15 protein-coding genes are annotated in these 17,931 nt (G+C 34.2%); 6 read left to right on the top strand and 9 right to left on the bottom strand.

Annotated features, from left to right (window positions below):
• Positions 1-552 precede the first annotated feature (552 nt).
• Positions 553-1,608, bottom strand: coding sequence for a nucleoside hydrolase (locus HEQ28_RS06290; protein ID WP_434504292.1), 1,056 nt, complete (start codon positions 1,606-1,608; stop codon positions 553-555).
• 157 nt (positions 1,609-1,765) lie between these two features.
• Here HEQ28_RS06290 and HEQ28_RS06285 point away from each other — a divergent pair, with 157 nt between their 5' ends.
• From HEQ28_RS06285 to HEQ28_RS06270, 4 genes are all read left to right on the top strand, one after another.
• Positions 1,766-1,999, top strand: a complete 234-nt coding sequence (locus tag HEQ28_RS06285) for a hypothetical protein (protein WP_434504291.1) — start codon at positions 1,766-1,768, stop codon at positions 1,997-1,999.
• A 189-nt stretch (positions 2,000-2,188) separates the two neighbouring features.
• Complete coding sequence (locus tag HEQ28_RS06280) at positions 2,189-2,644, top strand: hypothetical protein (RefSeq protein WP_434504290.1); 456 nt, start codon at positions 2,189-2,191, stop codon at positions 2,642-2,644.
• A 280-nt stretch (positions 2,645-2,924) separates the two neighbouring features.
• Positions 2,925-3,614: a hypothetical protein gene (locus HEQ28_RS06275; protein ID WP_434504289.1), complete on the top strand. Its 690-nt coding sequence runs from the start codon at positions 2,925-2,927 to the stop codon at positions 3,612-3,614.
• 414 nt (positions 3,615-4,028) lie between these two features.
• Positions 4,029-6,578, top strand: a complete 2,550-nt coding sequence (locus HEQ28_RS06270; RefSeq protein WP_434504288.1) for a KAP family P-loop NTPase fold protein — start codon at positions 4,029-4,031, stop codon at positions 6,576-6,578.
• 24 nt (positions 6,579-6,602) lie between these two features.
• On the opposite strand, the gene HEQ28_RS06265 is transcribed toward HEQ28_RS06270, so the two are convergent.
• The 7 genes from HEQ28_RS06265 to HEQ28_RS06235 form a co-directional block, all read right to left on the bottom strand.
• Positions 6,603-6,803 carry a hypothetical protein gene (locus HEQ28_RS06265; RefSeq protein WP_434504287.1) on the bottom strand — a complete coding sequence of 67 codons (201 nt, stop codon included), beginning with the start codon at positions 6,801-6,803 and terminating at the stop codon, positions 6,603-6,605.
• An 88-nt stretch (positions 6,804-6,891) separates the two neighbouring features.
• A complete protein-coding gene (locus tag HEQ28_RS06260; RefSeq protein WP_434504286.1) occupies positions 6,892-7,821 on the bottom strand; it encodes an HNH endonuclease in 930 nt (309 codons plus the stop codon).
• Positions 7,818-10,259 (bottom strand): AAA family ATPase, encoded by a 2,442-nt coding sequence (locus HEQ28_RS06255; protein WP_434504285.1) that lies wholly within the window; start codon positions 10,257-10,259, stop codon positions 7,818-7,820. The genes HEQ28_RS06260 and HEQ28_RS06255 overlap by 4 nt, the downstream gene beginning before the upstream one ends.
• Before the next feature lie 633 nt (positions 10,260-10,892).
• A complete protein-coding gene (locus tag HEQ28_RS06250) occupies positions 10,893-11,744 on the bottom strand; it encodes a zinc ribbon domain-containing protein (RefSeq protein WP_434504284.1) in 852 nt (283 codons plus the stop codon).
• A gap of 5 nt (positions 11,745-11,749) precedes the next feature.
• Complete coding sequence (locus HEQ28_RS06245) at positions 11,750-12,538, bottom strand: Nif3-like dinuclear metal center hexameric protein (RefSeq protein ID WP_434504283.1); 789 nt, start codon at positions 12,536-12,538, stop codon at positions 11,750-11,752.
• 504 nt (positions 12,539-13,042) lie between these two features.
• Positions 13,043-13,822, bottom strand: coding sequence for an ABC transporter permease (locus tag HEQ28_RS06240; RefSeq protein WP_434504282.1), 780 nt, complete (start codon positions 13,820-13,822; stop codon positions 13,043-13,045).
• Positions 13,823-13,835: 13 nt separating this feature from the next.
• Positions 13,836-14,450: an ATP-binding cassette domain-containing protein gene (locus tag HEQ28_RS06235; RefSeq protein ID WP_434504281.1), complete on the bottom strand. Its 615-nt coding sequence runs from the start codon at positions 14,448-14,450 to the stop codon at positions 13,836-13,838.
• Between the two features lie 197 nt (positions 14,451-14,647).
• Here HEQ28_RS06235 and HEQ28_RS06230 point away from each other — a divergent pair, with 197 nt between their 5' ends.
• Both HEQ28_RS06230 and HEQ28_RS06225 read left to right on the top strand, forming a co-directional pair.
• The gene (locus HEQ28_RS06230) at positions 14,648-15,718 is read left to right on the top strand and encodes an agmatine deiminase family protein (RefSeq protein WP_434504280.1); all 1,071 of its coding nucleotides are present in this window, start codon (positions 14,648-14,650) and stop codon (positions 15,716-15,718) included.
• An 11-nt stretch (positions 15,719-15,729) separates the two neighbouring features.
• On the top strand, positions 15,730-16,614 hold the full coding sequence (locus HEQ28_RS06225) for a carbon-nitrogen hydrolase (RefSeq protein ID WP_434504279.1): 885 nt from the start codon (positions 15,730-15,732) through the stop codon (positions 16,612-16,614).
• A 43-nt stretch (positions 16,615-16,657) separates the two neighbouring features.
• Here the strand turns inward: HEQ28_RS06225 and HEQ28_RS06220 are convergent, their stop codons facing one another.
• Positions 16,658-17,929, bottom strand: coding sequence for an MFS transporter (locus HEQ28_RS06220; RefSeq protein WP_434504278.1), 1,272 nt, complete (start codon positions 17,927-17,929; stop codon positions 16,658-16,660).
• Positions 17,930-17,931 lie beyond the last annotated feature (2 nt).

Raw genomic sequence — 17,931 nt, 5'->3', positions numbered from 1 at the left:
CTCTTTAACTTATTAGCTAATTATAGTCTATTTTTTCTACCATGTTCGTCTAAACTTATGTTTTCATCTAAAATGTTTCGTCTATGCACATTTATGAATGCTCTTTATTTATGGGTATTTCTAAGATATGAAATATGATTTTCGTCTAAAATTTCGTCTAAAGTTTCGTCTATTGTTCGTCTACTTATTGAGGCTTAATAATCCACTTTCTTCCAATTCTACTTATTATGTTATTTCGTCTAAGTTTAGAGAGAATATTTGTGACAAATTTCTTCTTAGCCTCTGAATTTTTTGATGCGGGTAAAGAGTCCTCTAAGAATTTAATGATATCATTTCTCATAACACCTTGGCTACCCATTTGTAAGTATTCCTTCTTTTATTCTTTGCTGTTATCCCAAGTTAAGGAATAATTATAGTTGTTCTTGCATATATAAAAATGTCATTTAACATTAACTGTCTTTCTCTGCGTGAATCTGCGAGAGATATGCCGTTTTGCACATGCAAAGAAAAAAGGATATTAGCAGGGAACCTGCGAGGGATCCCCTTTGTCTATTATTTCCTCAGTCTTTTCTTTTGCTCGCTATTATGCAGATATAACTTTGCTTCCATATCAGAAAACATGAGTCGAGTATCTAGATGCGTATAAATGCGAATAATGTTCCCAGAAGGATTGTCGGTGAAATTACCATCATTATTTATTGTAGGACAAGGGCGAAGCACATATTGTGATGATGATGGATCAGCTTCGTAAATGCTTTGAAGCGCCGTAAGCAAAACCAGAGGACTATCGCCTAGTATATATGTTTCGGCAGTACCTCCACACCAGCTGTGAGTGTTATCATACCATGTGTTTATCTTTTCAAATAGAAACTTTCCGATAACTCCCATAGGTTTTATTTTGCTGAGTATTTCTGAATAACCATATATACATTGGCGATAAGCAGGACGTGGAATCATCCACAAATTCAGTCGACTTTTATTAAATATAACTTGTGCTGCGCATTTATCGAGGGCAAGATTGTATTCAACTTTTGATTTTCTTGGAGGCATAATTTGCATTTCTCCCAAATTTTCCTCTCCACCTATCCATATCAATGTGAGCTTTTCTGCTATTTCTGGATTTTTTAGATAAGCTGAAGCTATGGTATTCAATGAACCTCCACAGCAAACATACAGTCGTTGCTTTGTGTCTGTTCGCATTGCTTCTTTGATGATAAAATCTGCACCTTCTGATTCACTAGGTGTATTCACATTCTCCATAGGTGCATTGCTCCCTTGTAGTAATAAAATGTTTTTATCTGGCGCTATAACACTTATTGTTTCTTTAGCAATAGCTTTTCCAATTTTAGCCCCTTCTTTTTCACTCTTATTTCCATACGGTGAAGCTTTCATCGGAAAATAGCTGGATATAACCGCACGTATATCTACAGATGGAGACATCAGGTGATGTGCCAACGCAACCACACCATCTGGATCGCCAGCAAAGTCATTATCAATGATTACTCTAATTCGGGGAGAGGGATTGTCGTAACTTTGTGCACTCAATAATTGATTGTCTACTATTGAAAAAAGAAGAACCAATATATAGAAAGGAATTGTTCTTTTCATATTTTTTTATTGAATTAGTTTAATGTGAGTTCGATGTTTGTTTTTATTTTAAAATTCATGATTAGCGAAAATGTTTTATCTTAATCGTGTTGAACAATAAGAAAAATAAACAAGATTCGTAATGATAACCGAGGACAAAGTTACTGAAATATTTTGTATGGCAGATGAATTATGTAAGTTTTTCGGTACCATGATGCTAAAATATATGCTGAAAAGCTATAACTGCGGATATCATTGGAATAGTACAATCTCAATTCCTGAGAAAATAAACATCTGCGTAATCAACGGGAGAATAGGGCGTTTATACATGGAAAGAAAAAGTATATCTGTGGGAGAACACATCAGATTGAGTATCTTTTATTATCTGAATCAGTTATTAAGTAATCCTTAATAACTGATTTTTATCTTTCAGAATATTAATAATGCGAATGTTGCTGTATAATAAACAATCAATGTGCTAAATATATAATATTGTGCAGTGACATCGTTGTATTGAAGTCTTGTAACATTTATTTTATAAATGTTTGTTTGCATTAAAAATTTTATTAATTTTGCACCAATTACAAATTATATAAGTACTATGCTAAATAAAATTTTAATCACTATCACATTGCTATGCAGTCCTATCCTAATCAGTGCTCAAAACATATTTGAGACAAGCCCTGACTACATAGCAGCAGGACAGTCATCTCAAGATCTGTTTTATATTAACACGAAAACGATTGCTAAAGATTCTATTGGATATCGTGTGTGTTTAGGTATTTATTCGTATACTATTAGTGCTAAAGAAAGTCATAAACATAAAAAACATCCCCAACGCTTATATTCATTGGAGTACAATGTATTTGACTTAGATGGATCAAGATCAAAAATGGTTTCATTTGTTGATTATGATAGTGGCGGTAATGTAGTAAGTCAATACAATTGTGATAACCCTTACTGGTCTCGTACTACTCCAGGTTCTGTTTTCGAATTTGTAGCTAATGTGTTAAAGGAATATATTAGTAAAAACCCTATTGTGCAACTTCCAAAATGATGCTATTCGTAGTCTCATACAATTAAATACGTGACATCACTCATACTTACTAATATTATTTTTTGAGTATGGCGTTGTCACAATGGTAACATATCCTTGTTATTTTTCCTGATTAAACATAAATGCTTCAGGTTACTAGAACGTAACCGGCAGAAGTTAACTGCCCACATACAACTCTTAATAGGTTTAATTCTCGCTAATTCTAAAGAAATTTGTAGAAAAGGAAACGAAAGATGAAATTATTGTCTAATTTTGTGCCGTCATTTAAAAAAGCTTACACATGGATATAGTAATAAAGTTAATACCAGTATTCGTTATTGTCGTTATACTTCAATTTTGTGCTAATCGTTTAAAAAAAACGACAGAAGAAAAGTATACCGTTAATGGGAAAAATAAAATAGCAGTCAAAGCAATTTCTATTTGTTCTTTATTTACTTTTTTTATCTGTTGGTTTGCTCTCGTTTTTAAAAGTGACCTATTCTATATATTAGGAGTTGGTTTACCTACAATTATTATGGCTTTGTTTTTAGCGTATTTATTTAGATCTAAAAAGGAGATAAACGTATCTTTGGTTGTTACAATGACCGTAATTATTTCAATCATTGTTCTCGTGCTTTCACTTGTTCCTATTTATATGAGCAGAAAACAAACATCTATAGACATAGACGCTCATTCTATTAGTATTTCTGGTATTTATGGAGAAGATGTCGATAGATCTACTATCAAAAGCATAACATTAGTAAATGATATTCCAGACATCGACTATAGAGTAAACGGTTATTCATTTAGCGATGATAATTTGGGTAAATTTAAAGCGGATGATGGTAAAATAGTCATGTTATATGTTCATTCCCAGGATGCTCCATTTATTAAAATTACGAGATTCCATGCGCCTGATATTTATATAAATACAAGTGATCCTGATCAAACCTTTTCATTATTTCATCAAATGGTGAATAGACATAAATAGATTTGCGATTATATTTTCTTATTCTAGTGCTTGATAAAAATCTTTGATATAATCAATTATATAATGAATTTTCTCATCTGATTCATTTTTAATAAGTTCTTTAGTCATAGTTATAGTATAAAAAATGGGAACATTCGCTTGGAATGTCCCCTATATCCTTATTATAGTGCACCTACACCGCCTGGATGTACAGGCACTTTTTTATATGTGCAAAGGTATCTCTTAATCATGTTACTTACAAATAATCAGAGCATTTTCTTTCATGTTAACCTGATTTTTAATAATTAACAAACTATATAAGGCTTAATTCTCGTAAATTCTAAAGAAATTTGTAGAAAAGAAAACGAAAGAAGAAATTATTGACTAATTTTGTACTGTCCCCAAATGGGAATACTTACATTAATAATTTTGCAAATGAATAATACAACTTCAGATAATGCTCAAGAGCATTTATCAATGATTGCCGATATAAAAAAGAAATTAAGTGATGCCAAAATAAAGTCATTGATTGTTACTTCTATAAAAAAGATCCTGAGCGACTTTAATACAAAATTGATATTTATATTAGTATCATTGTTTGTTCTTTGTAATGCCTTTATAATAGGGGTAATCGATGACTATATTGCTAATGGAATATTATCAGGGTTTGATGATAATATAGCAGAACGAATATTATTTATATTTGTTGGTATAGCACTAATCTACTACACCGGTATTGATATACATAATAATAAGAAAGTATCCAATTCAAGATTTGGATGGGCTTTTACTTTCTTACTCTTCTGGGCTTATTATAGACTCCTTTCTGACGAATGGACTTATGTGAAATTTTGGAATTTAAAATATTTATCTTATATCGACATAGTTCCTTTATATTCTTTATTGATAATAATCAAAACGGCTTATTGCAAAAGAGTTCCTAGAATAATAGATGAGTCAAAAGGATTTGAAGCAGATTTACCAATTGATAAAGTGAATAGTGATTTTTTGGAAAGAGACAATATTGCAAAAGGACTTGCAATAAAGATAAAGAATACACCAATTGAAAAATGTGCATTCTCTATTGGTATTGAATCACCTTGGGGAGAAGGGAAGACTTCATTTCTCTATTTATTATGTAAGCATGTTGAAGATAAAGATACTATCATTATAAAGTTTAATCCTTGGAATTATGAAAAAGAACGCAATCTTGTCGATGCTTTCTTTTTAGAGCTTCGTGAAAATCTGAAGAAATATGACTCGTCTTTATCAACAAACTTAACGGAATATGCACGCATCCTCTCTGATAGTAACCATGATATTATAAAGTTTGGCGCAAAATTTGTAGAATGTTTTTCCTCTCAAAGTATCGAAGTTAAGCGTGAAGTCATTAATTCTGCTATAAAGGAAATTAATAAATTAATCCTTGTTGTGATAGATGATTTAGATCGATTAGATAAGGATGAGATAATGTCTGTATTAAAGCTGATACGTAATAGTGCTAATTTTTCTAATATGGTTTTTGTTTCAGCTTACGATAGAGACTATCTGATAGAGACTTTAAAAGATGACGTTTGTAAAAGTAATAAATACATAGAAAAAATATTTCAGTATCAATTTAAACTTCCGAAATTTAGCAAAATGATACTGAGATCCTTATTATCTATAAAGGGGAAGAAGTTTATTGATGATAGCGATGAAAAACAATTTAAAGAGATATTGGGAATAGATACCCAAGCTAATCAATTACAGAATAACTGTATATTAAGTAATTTAGACAATTTAAGGGATGTGTATCGTTTTATAAATTCATTTCAATTTGCTTATCAAAAACTGAAAGGCGATACACAAATTAAAGATTTGATGATGATAGAATTGCTAAGAATGAAATATTACGATGTATATGAATTATTATCAAAAGAATATGAGAAGTATCTAATTATTACTGGTGATACTTTTAGATTGTGGAATGCTGGTTTACAAAAACAAGATCATGTCAAGAATAATCATAGTGATATATTTGCAATAATAGGGGGAAAATATAAAAAAGCGAGTAAAGAATTTAGGCAAATTGAAAGCTTGTTAAATGTAATGTTTCCTGCAAATAGTCCTTCTGAACCTAAAGCAATAAATAATTCTTATTATATTGATAGGTATTTTTATTATTCATTGAATTTTGATATTTCTGAAAAAGAATTTAAAACAGTAATGGAAAAGCCTTATAGTGAAATTAAACAAAATATTGATGTATGGCTTCGTGATTATAAAGTCTTTTGTTTATCTGATCTCTTAGCATTAGCTAAAATTAGCAATGCAGAAGAATATAAAAAAGTAATCAAAAGTATTTTTTATGTTGGATATAAAAAACAAGGAATATTTTTTAAATTTAAAGTTATTTACAATATAATTAAAAAGTCACATTTAACACCTGAAGATAATAAAGCATTCCTTTATGACGTTTTCTTTGAAAATGGAGCTTCTCAGTTTGTATCTAAATTTATTCATGATCTATTATATTATTCAGATGAAATATCTAATGTTATTTTTACGGCAGAAGAATTTAATAATATAAGTGCAGAAATGTTTAAATTGTTATGTGTAAATGAAACATCATTTCAAACAATATACTACTTATGGGAAAATACACTTTATTATGAACATGTTCAAAGCGATGATAACACTAAAAGTTCAGTAGCATATCAAAATAAAAAAGCGGATACTATATTCATTGAATATATTAAAACAAACTATAAAACGATGTTACCTCAATTGATTAATAAAGACTTTGACGATCGCGCCTTTATATCTAATACTTATTTTGAACCATGGAATGGTCAAAAAGGCTTTAAAAGTTTTATTGATGAACTCTTGACATTAAACAAAGATGATAAGCAATTAAAAGAATTTAGTGAGTTTGTGACTAAATATTTTAACAATCAAGCAGCAGTCGAATTTGACTTCAAAGATATAAAAATAAATTTATGAAATGAGTACTAGGATGATACTCTTTTACTCTGCCTTCATTCCTTCTAGCGCATTTTGAACTGAATCAGGATTAAACTTGATGATTGTCGTGTTACGCTTTACACCTGACGCTTTCTTCTGATGCGTTGTAACGGTCTTCTTTGCTACTTTCTTAACTCGTGGCTTACTTGCTAACGCAACAAGAGTGCATGCTGCTAGTATTGTGATGGGGAGTAATCTTTTCATATTCTTTCTTTAATTTTCTTTGTATGCTTGTTTATCACTTCTGTAAACCCCAAAAAGTGAGTCAATACACATTGTTTTAAAATGAATTTTATTTCTTGTTGTATTGTTTCAATATGTCAGATGTTAATTTGGACAATGGTCGCTTAGAAAATTCATCAGGGTCTGTATAATTACCCCAAACCATCCTGTCAAGCTCTCCCTCTGTATTTACAATACCTTGGAATGACTCAAGAACAGCTGAATAGGCATCAGTATTATATGCTTGTATGCGATTAAGAATATCTTTGACAACATCTGTATGCTTTTTATATACCCTATTAATTCCTAATATCGACATATCTTTTCTATTACCATGGATGATTTTTATTTTAGGATTTTCTGGAAAAGGATTTATATTTGCATTTTTTACTCGAAATATAGGTTCCTTTTTTTCAGCGTAACCAATCCATGGTGAAACCTTCAGTTGCCGATCTCTTTTTATATGATTACAAGTAGGACAAGCTGGTACAAAATTATAAAACGAAAGAGCAAATATTGGATACAAAGATTTTGGATGAAAATGATCTATCTCTGGCCTATACTGACTTTTGTTATGTTTATCAGCTTTGATGGTTAATATATAATTTCTGTTACAATATGGGCATACATCAAGCCCCAACGAATCAAAAAACCAATAACCAACCCCCTGTGTTCCTAAACATTCATCTTTGATAAAATCATTATAAAAGTTTGTCATCTTTTCAATGAATTTACCGAATATAGTATCTTTTTTATTAGATGAAGCAAGCCAGTCTTTATGATCATCCTTAAATACCTCAATAAACTGTTCCCACTGCTTCTTCATATCCTTAGGCTTACATGTTATTAAGGATTCACTATTCTTAAGATAGTAATCCCATTCTTGATGATAATCCGCATCAGCTTTAACCCTTCTTTTCTTAAGCCATTTTAGCAATGCTTTTTTGTATCGCATTTCTAACCGCTGAAGTTCTTTTTCATTAATATTAATTTTTATCATATCTTCTTCTCCAATTTTGCTATTTTGGCTTCCAATTCTTTTATCTTATTCTCATAAATGTATGGCAATTTGTAATCACTATACATCTTGAGTAACTGACTTTTTAGAACTGGCTCACCTATTAATTTTATCATGTCAAGAATATCCTTGTCATTATCTTTATTCTCAATATTATATGTGCCATTATGAAGTTTCTTTGTCAGTTCATTAATCTTTTCTTTTGCAAACTCACCTATAGGCAAACCATTTAGGAAAAAACCGTTTTTCAGCATAGAATGAATATTTGCTCCAAAGGTATTTTGCTGCATGCTATAATTAGGCTTTCCTTCTTCTAAGAATAGTACATTTTGTTTTGGAATATCCGATAGTACAAAAGGAGAATGTGTTACAAGCAATATATTTATTCCTTTAATATTCTTAAAGCAAGCGTTTGCAATAAATTTGAGTAAAGTTAATACATAGTCTTGTTGATACTCTGGATGGAAATATTGCTCTACTTCTTCCAACACAAGACTAATATATTTATATTCTATAAAGCTAGCATTTGATACTTTATAATCCAGATTGCGTAAATGATATATGAGAGCACCTACAGAGTAGATCATTTGCAATTCCCCAGAGCTCATATTTGATAAATTGAATATATGATTATTCTCCTTAACCACAATATCGGTCGAAAAAATAGGTGGAGGAAGCAAAGACATATTCTCCTCATCACCGTTTTCCTTCTTTCCTTTTATTATTCTATCAATATCATCAAAGGAAAGGTTGTAATGGACGTCATTTTTGCATTCTTTCTTAGAAGCTGAATCATACTCTTTTGCCAAGTCTTTAATAGTTAGGAAGTTTAAAGTTTGTCTCAATTTAAGTGATTTATAGTTCACTTTTATTCTGCCTTTTTCATAAAATAACAGATTAAAACATTCTTTGATACTATCAAAAAATCCTGTGTTATCCTGGTATTTGCGATCAAATAAAATAAATCCCTTTATGTTAAAATCAAAGATTATATTCTTGTATGGTTCATAGGTTTCAAATATAGTAATAGTTTTATAAACCACATATAAATGCGCCTGAACCCGAGCTTCTTTACACTCATGTTTTTTATCTAATTTAGAAAATGCTTGAGCACAATTTATATCACCCAATATGTCCTCTTTATCCCATAAATAACAGATATAGATAATCATCATTAATCTTTGGAATTGAAAGGCGTTCATAAAAATACAATGCTCCTTTAGAAGTTCAAATGTCTTTTCTATTTCTTTATTATATTCTGGCTTTCTAAGTTTTAGAATTGTGGGCAGTAAATCAAAATAATCATACATTTGACCATGATCTGTGTCATAAGGAAACTCATCCTTAGCTATCGAATCAGCGTGTTTAATTAAATCAATATGTTTTGTCCAAAACTCCTGGTCAAACGTCGTCCAGAATTGAATTTCTTTATCAAACTCATCATCAGCAAAGGAACCATCGTTATCTTCCGGTTTTTCAATCCTATTCAGATATTCTTTGAAATCATTTATTCTAGTTTTAAGAAAGAGATCTTCAGTGTTGTCATTACGAAAATTTTTTCTTATATAATTGATAAGTTTTGATGAATCTTTTAGAGTTATTTTGACTCCTTCTGCATATTTATTATCACTAATTTTTCTACCTAAAGAATTTTCTGCTTGTGAAAAAATAGAGAGAAGTCTTAATTTGGCAAGATTGTTTTCTTTATTGATATCTATATTACCCTCATCTCTCATTGGAGTTATGACGATAGGCATCTGGTAGCTATCGTTCTTATGAAACAAATTAGCAAACCAACTCTTTTCATTGTCATTGCTGTTATAAGCGTACAATGAATAATTAGAGATGATAGAATAAAAAAACTTTCTAATAATAGAAATATTATCAGATGTGTCAGAATAATGTATTTTTATCTTGTCATCCTCTTCCTTAGAAAAAGAACAATCTATATAATATATGTGTTTGTCTATTTCATAATAAACTCTTCCATAAGCTCCTTCCGCATATTCTGAGTCTTGATATGAAGAGAACTTTTGTTTTATAGCAATATTATTTATTAGTCTGATAAGGAATTCAATCAAGGAACTCTTGCCACATCCGTTTTTACCTACAATAGCAGATATATTGACGAATGGCATTTTTAATGTCTGCTTATTTTCATCTAAAACATTTACCGAAAAGAAATCATGGGGTAAAGGTCCTACCTCTGAGGATTTCTCTATATCAACCCATTCGCCATTTTCATACTTATCTTTATAGTCACCCACAAGAAAATATGTGATGTCTGGATGAAGGGCTTTTAAAGTATTCTTTGGACTTTCAGAATATGGTCTAATAGCTACAAGACGAAAAGAACTTTTGTCTGTATTGTCAGTTGCCTGAGATGAATCCTGTGTTAGTGGTTTTTCATTTGTTGCCATGCGTTTTTATATCTATTATTGTTGGTTATGAAAAATTTTCTCTACAAAAGTACAAAATGTTTTTCACCCTGCCATGCTCATTCATAAATAATTCATACACAGCATGTTGTTTCGTGTCTATTGTTGGAATGAACTCCAAATCACGCATTCCCTCAGATTTACGCAGATCTCGCAGAGGAATGCAGCAGGCTGCATTATTTCGCAGAGAAAGAAAACTTGTAGTTAGTGTAGTTTTGTGGTTTATCTGCGTAATCAGCGGGATCTGCGAGAGACTTATTGGGTTTCTTAGTACAATAGATTGAGTCCTCTTGCGTGATTATTCTCTCGCAGATAACGCAGATTCCCGCAAAGAAAAGACAATTGGGGGTAGTGGGAGAGTGGTCTTGCTTTTATTGTAGTTGGAAGGAATACGTACAGCTTTACTGTTTGACATATTTTTTTGTTAGATCAATATGATGCATTGATTTTTGTATATTTGGGGAATAAGTGAATTTATATTACTAATTTTGTAGTATGGAACAAACCCAAATAACGCTATTTGAATGGTTCTCATGATCAATGATTATAAAACGAGTAGGGCAGTGTACGACTTGCGTACACTGCCCTAATATTATTCTTTATAGAAATAAGCAATTATGCTTCTTCTTCTACTGTTGTTTCTTCTTCAGCCTTCTTTGTAGTCTTACGAATTGTGCGTTTAGCGCGCTTTGGCTTCTCATCAGTAGGTTTGTCAGTCTTTACACCAGCAAGTTCTGGATCAATCATGATTCTACCGCAATACTCACAAACGATAATCTTCTTGTGAATTTTGATATCTAGTTGGCGCTGAGGTGGAATCTTGTTGAAACAACCACCACAAGCATCACGCTGAACGTAAACGATACCCAAACCGTTACGTGCATTCTTGCGAATACGCTTGAAGCTTGTAAGCAAACGAGACTCAATCTTGGTCTCTAGTTCCTTAGCCTTTTCCTTCAGCTTTTCCTCTTCCTCACGAGTTTCCTGCATGATCTCGTCAAGTTCGTTGCGCTTTTCGTCGTGATCAGCCTGACGGTCAGCCCTTGTTGCCTGAGCCTTTGCAAGATCTTGATTGCATTCTTCAATCTTAATCGCAGCTTCTTTGATCTTCTTTGTACAAAGTTCGATTTCCAAAGTCTGGAACTCTATTTCCTTTGTAAGAGTATCATATTCACGATTGTTCTTAACGTCCTCAAGCTGGGTCTTGTAACGATCAACACTAATCTGAGCATCAGCAATCTCGTGCTTCTTCTGAGTTACTGCATACTGGAAGTCAGCAATCTCGTTCTGGATTTTCTCGATACGGATATTCAGACCTTCGATTTCATCCTCCAAGTCTTGAACCTCAAGAGGAAGTTCACCGCGAAGAGCCTTTTTGTCATCAATGCTACTCAATGTAGTTTGCAGCTGATAAAGAGTTTTCAACTTCTCTTCAACTGACAAGTCTGTAGGATCTTTCTTTGCCATAATTGTTATAGATAAATTATTGGATTCGTGTTTATCTTCGTGAGTTTGCACTCTACACCAGGACACTTATCCTCTATTATTGATTTGAAAATTTCGTTTGTATATTGTTCGCTCTGATAATGTCCGATCACTGCAATCTGTATCTGCTGGTCTCTGCCAAAATACTCATGATAGTGCATTTCTCCAGTGATAAAGGCGTCAGCACCAGCAGTTATTGCATCATCTAGCATAAACGAGCCAGCACCACCACATACAGCTATCTTTGAAATGGGACGTCTCAATAATTCGTTTGCCATGACACATTCCACATCAAAGTTTCGTTTCAACATTATTATCAGGTCGTCGGCAGCAATTGGTTCATTCAGTTCACCGATAACTCCGTCACCGCCAGCAACACCATCAACAGTATTCTGCTTACCAAAGAAACGTAAATCATGCAATCCCAGTTTCTCTGCAATCTTATGATTCACACCTCCCTGTGCACTATCCATGTTTGTATGCATAGACACCACAGTGACATGGTTCTCTATAGCTTTGCGTATTGTTATCTGAACTTCATCTTCATCAGTGATATGAGCCAACTTATGGAATATCAGCGGATGATGTGAAACGATCAGATTGCAGCCACAAGCAACAGCTTCGTCGACGATTTTAGGGGTAACGTCAAGACACAATAAAGCCCCTGAGACTTCCACTTCTGTTAATCCAACCTGCAAGCCTGCATTATCAAAATCAGCTTGCAGAGGCAGAGGCGCGAATTGTTCAAGGGCACCAATTACTTCCTTTATTTTCATGCGTTGCATAAAATTAGATTGCAAAGGTAGTTAAATTTCTATATTATAATGGTGTAGGTGTTGTTTGTTTAACATCTTTTACATTATTCGGTGTTGTCATGCTATTGTTTATAAACTACAAACGGGACATATTTCTTCATGAAATATGTCCCGTTTCTTATCAAGCTTAAATACTCTCTAAATCAAGTTAACTCTTCCGTAGTTGTATGTGTTAAGTACGTTAACCATATAATGAACTACTTTTTCTTTGTTTACGGTACTCTTTATTAATACCACAACCTTTGTCATCTTTTTCATAATTGTTATCCTTTTAAATCTTTCTACCTTAAAAAGCTAATATCATTATTTTTTTATAACTCTATAATTTTATCCTTTTTACAAGTGCAAAGTTAACGCCCTTATCATTATGAAACAATGATAAGGGCGCTAATTAGCTAAAAAAAGTATTATTTTTGACATGAATCAATTTACTTGACACATGTCAATATAATGTTTTGACATACATCAAGCAGTTTTATCCATATTCTTCAGTTGACCATACGCATCGAAAGAATAAGCACGAGCAACAGCCAATGTTATCAACAATGATACTGGTGCTGCGGCAAGCATTGCCGAGAGCATAAGTATCTGCATGAATACGGCATCAACAACACCTGTTCCAGACAATATCATGCTCCACAATACCATTGGGGTAACACCTAATAATATATAAGCCATCTTACCCAACATCGGAATCATGTTTTTTTCTAAAGCGCGCTTCACGAAATAGTTTACTGCCTGACCGTGTGTAGCTCCATTGCCTAAAAGATAATAATATATTGCATTATGATTCTTTAATCCAGCGTAGTAAGTTTCAAGCGACTTGGAATTACTCTCTATCATAGAACCAGCTAAAAAGCCAGCGATAGGAATCATATATCGGGCATCGAACATATTCTTAAACGAGAAAACGGCGAATAAGATGGCTAGCCCCATCACAATTACCACAGACAAAGCTCCTACGAAAGAAGGGAAAAACAATTTGTTCATGCTTAGTCGCGCTTTGCTGACGGAAATGATGGCGGCAATAACAGCCATAAATATCATCCAGAGGATGTTGATGAGGACGCTATTCCACAAGGATATGTAATATAGAAACACACCGGTTAACACCATATATGCAAACATCTTCACTACAGACATCGCAAACTTGTTGAGCAGGTTTAACTTGTATGTAAATATAATATAAGCTGGAATGCAAAGTAATAATATCACTATAGATATTCCAAGGAAAGATACGTTCATAACTTTTATTTTTTTATACGTTTATATCTAATATCAGCGATTTGTTGCACATTCTCCTTATGTCTTCATCATCACTAACGATAACTACAGAATGCTTTTCAGCGGCATAGTCCCTTAAATAAGGCATTAAGAGATTTGCAGAAATCTCGCTATATAGTTTGTCAATTATCAGATAAGGTCTATCACTCAATACAGCCACGATAATAAGAATTAGCTGTGCAATATGCTTCTGAAGCTTACTGTAATCAGAGTCAAGCAACGCTGCATCAATGCCAAAACGATCTAATTCTGCTTTCAGCATCTTCTTTGTGATCTTGTTCTTTTTCTCGAATGGAGATGAGAGTACATCAGTAATCTTATCCCAAGGCATATCCAAATCATGCGGAACATAAGAAAACATGTTGCGGAAGTAGGCTGCTGAAGAGGTGTCAACAACATCACCGTCGACAGTGATATAGCCTGATTTCAATGGCTGCAATCCTAGCATAGAGCGAATGAGAGACGTGACATAATCATCTTGCGTCCCATAGATGCAAAACAGTTCACCTTCATCAACCGAAAAATTGATATCAGCCAATGTAGCAGGGTATTCCACGCCACTTAATATTCCATTTTTTATTTCAAGCATTATCAGTCAGTTACGGTGTTTATACATTTAAAATAATGCAGATGATGGCAGATTTATCAAGCTCACTTGAATGTTCTGTCGAATGCAGCATATCTTATGCAAAGATAATTATTTTTATTCTAATCTGTAAACAATTAGAAATAAAATCGCTATATTTGCACAATTAATCAAGGTAAAAACAAAGCTAACCATCATATATGGCAAACAATAAAAATTGCATTAACAATTTCAGACTTCCTGCAGAATGGGAACCACAAAGCGGTATACAGCTTACATGGCCTCATGCCAACACAGACTGGAAACCATATCTTGAAGATATTACAAAAGTATTCGTAAATATGGCGAAAGTCATTACTAATGAAGAATTGCTTGCTGTGGTAACTCCGGAGACTGAAACTGTGAGAAAGCAACTTTCTAAAGAACTGACAGCAGCACAACTGAACAACGTAATATTTTATGATATAGACTCCAATGATACGTGGGCACGTGATCACGCTCCGCTTACATTGGTTTCAGATGATAAAGAAACATGCATCCTTAACTTTAAATTCAACGGTTGGGGAGATAAGTTTGAATGGACTAAAGACAATAAGATCACAAGTCAACTAAACAATAAAGGTGCTTTCAACTCAGGTTATGAATGTGATACAGATTTCGTGCTTGAAGGTGGAAGTATTGAAAGCGATGGCAAAGGTAGTATATTTACAACGACATTCTGTTTGATGGCTGAACATCGCAATCAACCTCTTACACGTGAAGAAATAGAAGAAAGATTACTGAAAAGTCTGCACGCAAAAAGAATCGTATGGCTTGATTATGGACAGTTGATAGGTGATGATACAGATGGACATATTGATACTATCGTGCGTCTGGCTCCAAACGATACTATCGTTTATAATGGATGTGACGATGAGGGCGACGAACAATATAATGATTTCAATTCACTTGAAAAACAACTGCGCCAGTTAAAGACATTAGACGGACAACCATACAACTTGCTACGTCTGCCTATGCCAGACGCAATATATGATGACGGAGAACGATTGCCGGCTACTTATGCCAATTTCGTGATTACAAACAAGAGCGTAATATGCCCCACATACTCGCAACCGATAAAAGACAATATCGCTATGGAAGTATTGCAGCGCGCATTTCCTAATCATAATATCGTGGGAATAGATGCTTCGGTCGTAATCAAACAGCATGGATCGCTACATTGTCTTACAATGCAATATCCAGAAGGAACACTGAAAACAACGAGTTTATAATATACAGAAATATGAGAGAACTTAAAATAGGCATTATACAACAGCACAATATAGCTGACACAAATGATAACATGCGCAGACTATCTGAAAACATTGAAAGACTTGCTCATGAAGGAGCACAACTTATCGTGCTTCAGGAACTTCATAATTCACTATACTTCTGTCAAGTTGAGGATGTCAATAACTTTGATTTAGCAGAACCTATACCAGGACCATCTACTGATTTCTATGGTAAACTGGCAAAAGATAACAATGTTGTCATCGTAACCTCTCTGTTTGAGAAACGTGCTCCTGGACTGTATCACAATACAGCCGTAGTAATAGAGAAAGACGGAACGATAGCAGGTAAATACCGAAAGATGCATATTCCGGATGACCCAGCTTATTATGAAAAGTTTTATTTCACTCCAGGTGATCTAGGTTTCCACCCAATACAAACAAGCGTTGGTAAATTAGGCGTATTGGTTTGTTGGGATCAATGGTATCCAGAAGCAGCTCGCCTAATGGCACTTAGCGGAGCGGAAATACTGATATATCCAACAGCGATAGGATATGAAAGCAGCGACGCCAAAGAGGAGCAGGAACGACAGCGAGAAGCGTGGACAACGGTTATGCGTGGACATGCAGTAGCAAATGGGCTGCCTGTAGTTGCAGTAAACCGTGTGGGATATGAGCCTGATCCAAGCAAGCAGACAAACGGTATCGAGTTTTGGGGAAGCAGCTTTGTAGCAGGTCCACAAGGTGAGATGTTGTACCGTGCAAGCAATAACGAAGAAGGCACCAAACTTCTTACCATAGATATGGAACATAGTGAGCAGGTGCGCCGTTGGTGGCCATTCTTGCGTGACAGGAGAATTGATAAGTATAATGAAATAACAAAGAGGTTTATTGATTAATAAACCTCTTTTATTATATATATAAGAATAGAAAGATATTCTATTATTCTCTACGTCCAAATTCAGAATCAACTTTAAGGAAGGATGCCACGACGAATGGCAACAAGCAGCTCAACATCACGATGACGAAGAACATTCTGTAGCCAACAAACTGTGCAAGCGCTCCGGCAAAGAGTCCTGGAATCAACATAGAAAGAGCCATGAAGCCTGTGCAAAGGGCATAATGAGATGTCTTATGCTCGCCCTGACTGAAATATATCATGAACAGCATATAAGCGCTGAATCCGAATCCATAACCGAAGTTTTCAAAGAATACACATGTATTTATTGCTATCAAACTGTCGGGCATCACATAAGCAAGATATACATAAGCTACATTAGGAATAGTGATAGCAAATGTCATTGGCCACAACCATTTCTTCAGTCCGTCTTTGCTGACAAGCATTCCGCCGATGATGCCACCAGCAAGAAGTCCTATCACTCCTACAGTTCCATTAACCAATCCAAATTCCTGTGGTGATAATCCCAGACCACCTTTACTTGACTGAGCTTGCAAGAACAACTGCGAAATAGGGGTGAGAAGAGCCTCTGGAAGACGGAACAGCAACATGAACGCAATAGCGGTAAGTATCTGTTTCTTTTTGAAGAAAGTAGCGAATGTCATAAGGAATTCATGAAATATGACTTTAGCATCTTGCTTTTCCTCATGGTTTACATCTTCCTTTGGATGTGGCAATATAAAGTTATGATATAGATAGAAAGCGATGAACAAGCCTGTGAGTCCATAGAATATCAGACTCCAAGAAAACTTGATCTGATAGCGGAACATTACCTGTAACACTCCTGCCAACATGATGAGTACGCCCTTACCAACTATCATGGATAATCGATAGAATGTGCTTCGTATGCCAACAAAGAATGCCTGTTCGTGCTGGTCAAGTCCCATCATATAGAAACCGTCTGCAGCAACATCATGCGTAGCGCTAGAGAATGCTAACATCCAGAAGAAGCAGATACTGCCCTGCAACCACCAGTCTGCCTGAATAGTAAACGCAACACCAGCAAAGGCTGCTCCTAAAAGCAACTGCATTGTCGTTATCCACCAACGTTTAGTCTTGCACAAATCAAGGAATGGACTCCAGAATGGTTTTATTACCCATGGCAAGTAAAGCCACGACGTATAGAATGTGATCTCTGCGTCGCTAAGTCCAAGTTGCATATATATCTCGATTGCCAATACCGTTACAGCGATATAAGGCAAGCCTTCAGCAAAATAAAGTGTCGGCACCCAAGCCCAAGGATTTCTTTCTTTCATTT

Source organism: Prevotella sp., from assembly GCF_051059605.1.
Classification (GTDB): Bacteria; Bacteroidota; Bacteroidia; order Bacteroidales; family Bacteroidaceae; genus Prevotella.
The sequence above is the reverse complement of the archived record's forward strand: the minus strand, read 5'-3'. Positions and strand labels throughout refer to the sequence as shown.

Coding starts and splice junctions, on each gene's coding strand:
- HEQ28_RS06290 (WP_434504292.1), bottom strand. CDS start 1,608: ATGAAAAGAACAATTCCTTTCTATATATTGGTTCTTCTTTTTTCAATA.
- HEQ28_RS06235 (WP_434504281.1), bottom strand. CDS start 14,450: ATGCTTGAAATAAAAAATGGAATATTAAGTGGCGTGGAATACCCTGCT.
- HEQ28_RS06280 (WP_434504290.1), top strand. CDS start 2,189: ATGCTAAATAAAATTTTAATCACTATCACATTGCTATGCAGTCCTATC.
- HEQ28_RS06250 (WP_434504284.1), bottom strand. CDS start 11,744: ATGGCAAAGAAAGATCCTACAGACTTGTCAGTTGAAGAGAAGTTGAAA.
- HEQ28_RS06245 (WP_434504283.1), bottom strand. CDS start 12,538: ATGAAAATAAAGGAAGTAATTGGTGCCCTTGAACAATTCGCGCCTCTG.
- HEQ28_RS06285 (WP_434504291.1), top strand. CDS start 1,766: ATGGCAGATGAATTATGTAAGTTTTTCGGTACCATGATGCTAAAATAT.
- HEQ28_RS06270 (WP_434504288.1), top strand. CDS start 4,029: ATGAATAATACAACTTCAGATAATGCTCAAGAGCATTTATCAATGATT.
- HEQ28_RS06255 (WP_434504285.1), bottom strand. CDS start 10,259: ATGGCAACAAATGAAAAACCACTAACACAGGATTCATCTCAGGCAACT.
- HEQ28_RS06230 (WP_434504280.1), top strand. CDS start 14,648: ATGGCAAACAATAAAAATTGCATTAACAATTTCAGACTTCCTGCAGAA.
- HEQ28_RS06225 (WP_434504279.1), top strand. CDS start 15,730: ATGAGAGAACTTAAAATAGGCATTATACAACAGCACAATATAGCTGAC.
- HEQ28_RS06265 (WP_434504287.1), bottom strand. CDS start 6,803: ATGAAAAGATTACTCCCCATCACAATACTAGCAGCATGCACTCTTGTT.
- HEQ28_RS06260 (WP_434504286.1), bottom strand. CDS start 7,821: ATGATAAAAATTAATATTAATGAAAAAGAACTTCAGCGGTTAGAAATG.
- HEQ28_RS06220 (WP_434504278.1), bottom strand. CDS start 17,929: ATGAAAGAAAGAAATCCTTGGGCTTGGGTGCCGACACTTTATTTTGCT.
- HEQ28_RS06240 (WP_434504282.1), bottom strand. CDS start 13,822: ATGAACGTATCTTTCCTTGGAATATCTATAGTGATATTATTACTTTGC.
- HEQ28_RS06275 (WP_434504289.1), top strand. CDS start 2,925: ATGGATATAGTAATAAAGTTAATACCAGTATTCGTTATTGTCGTTATA.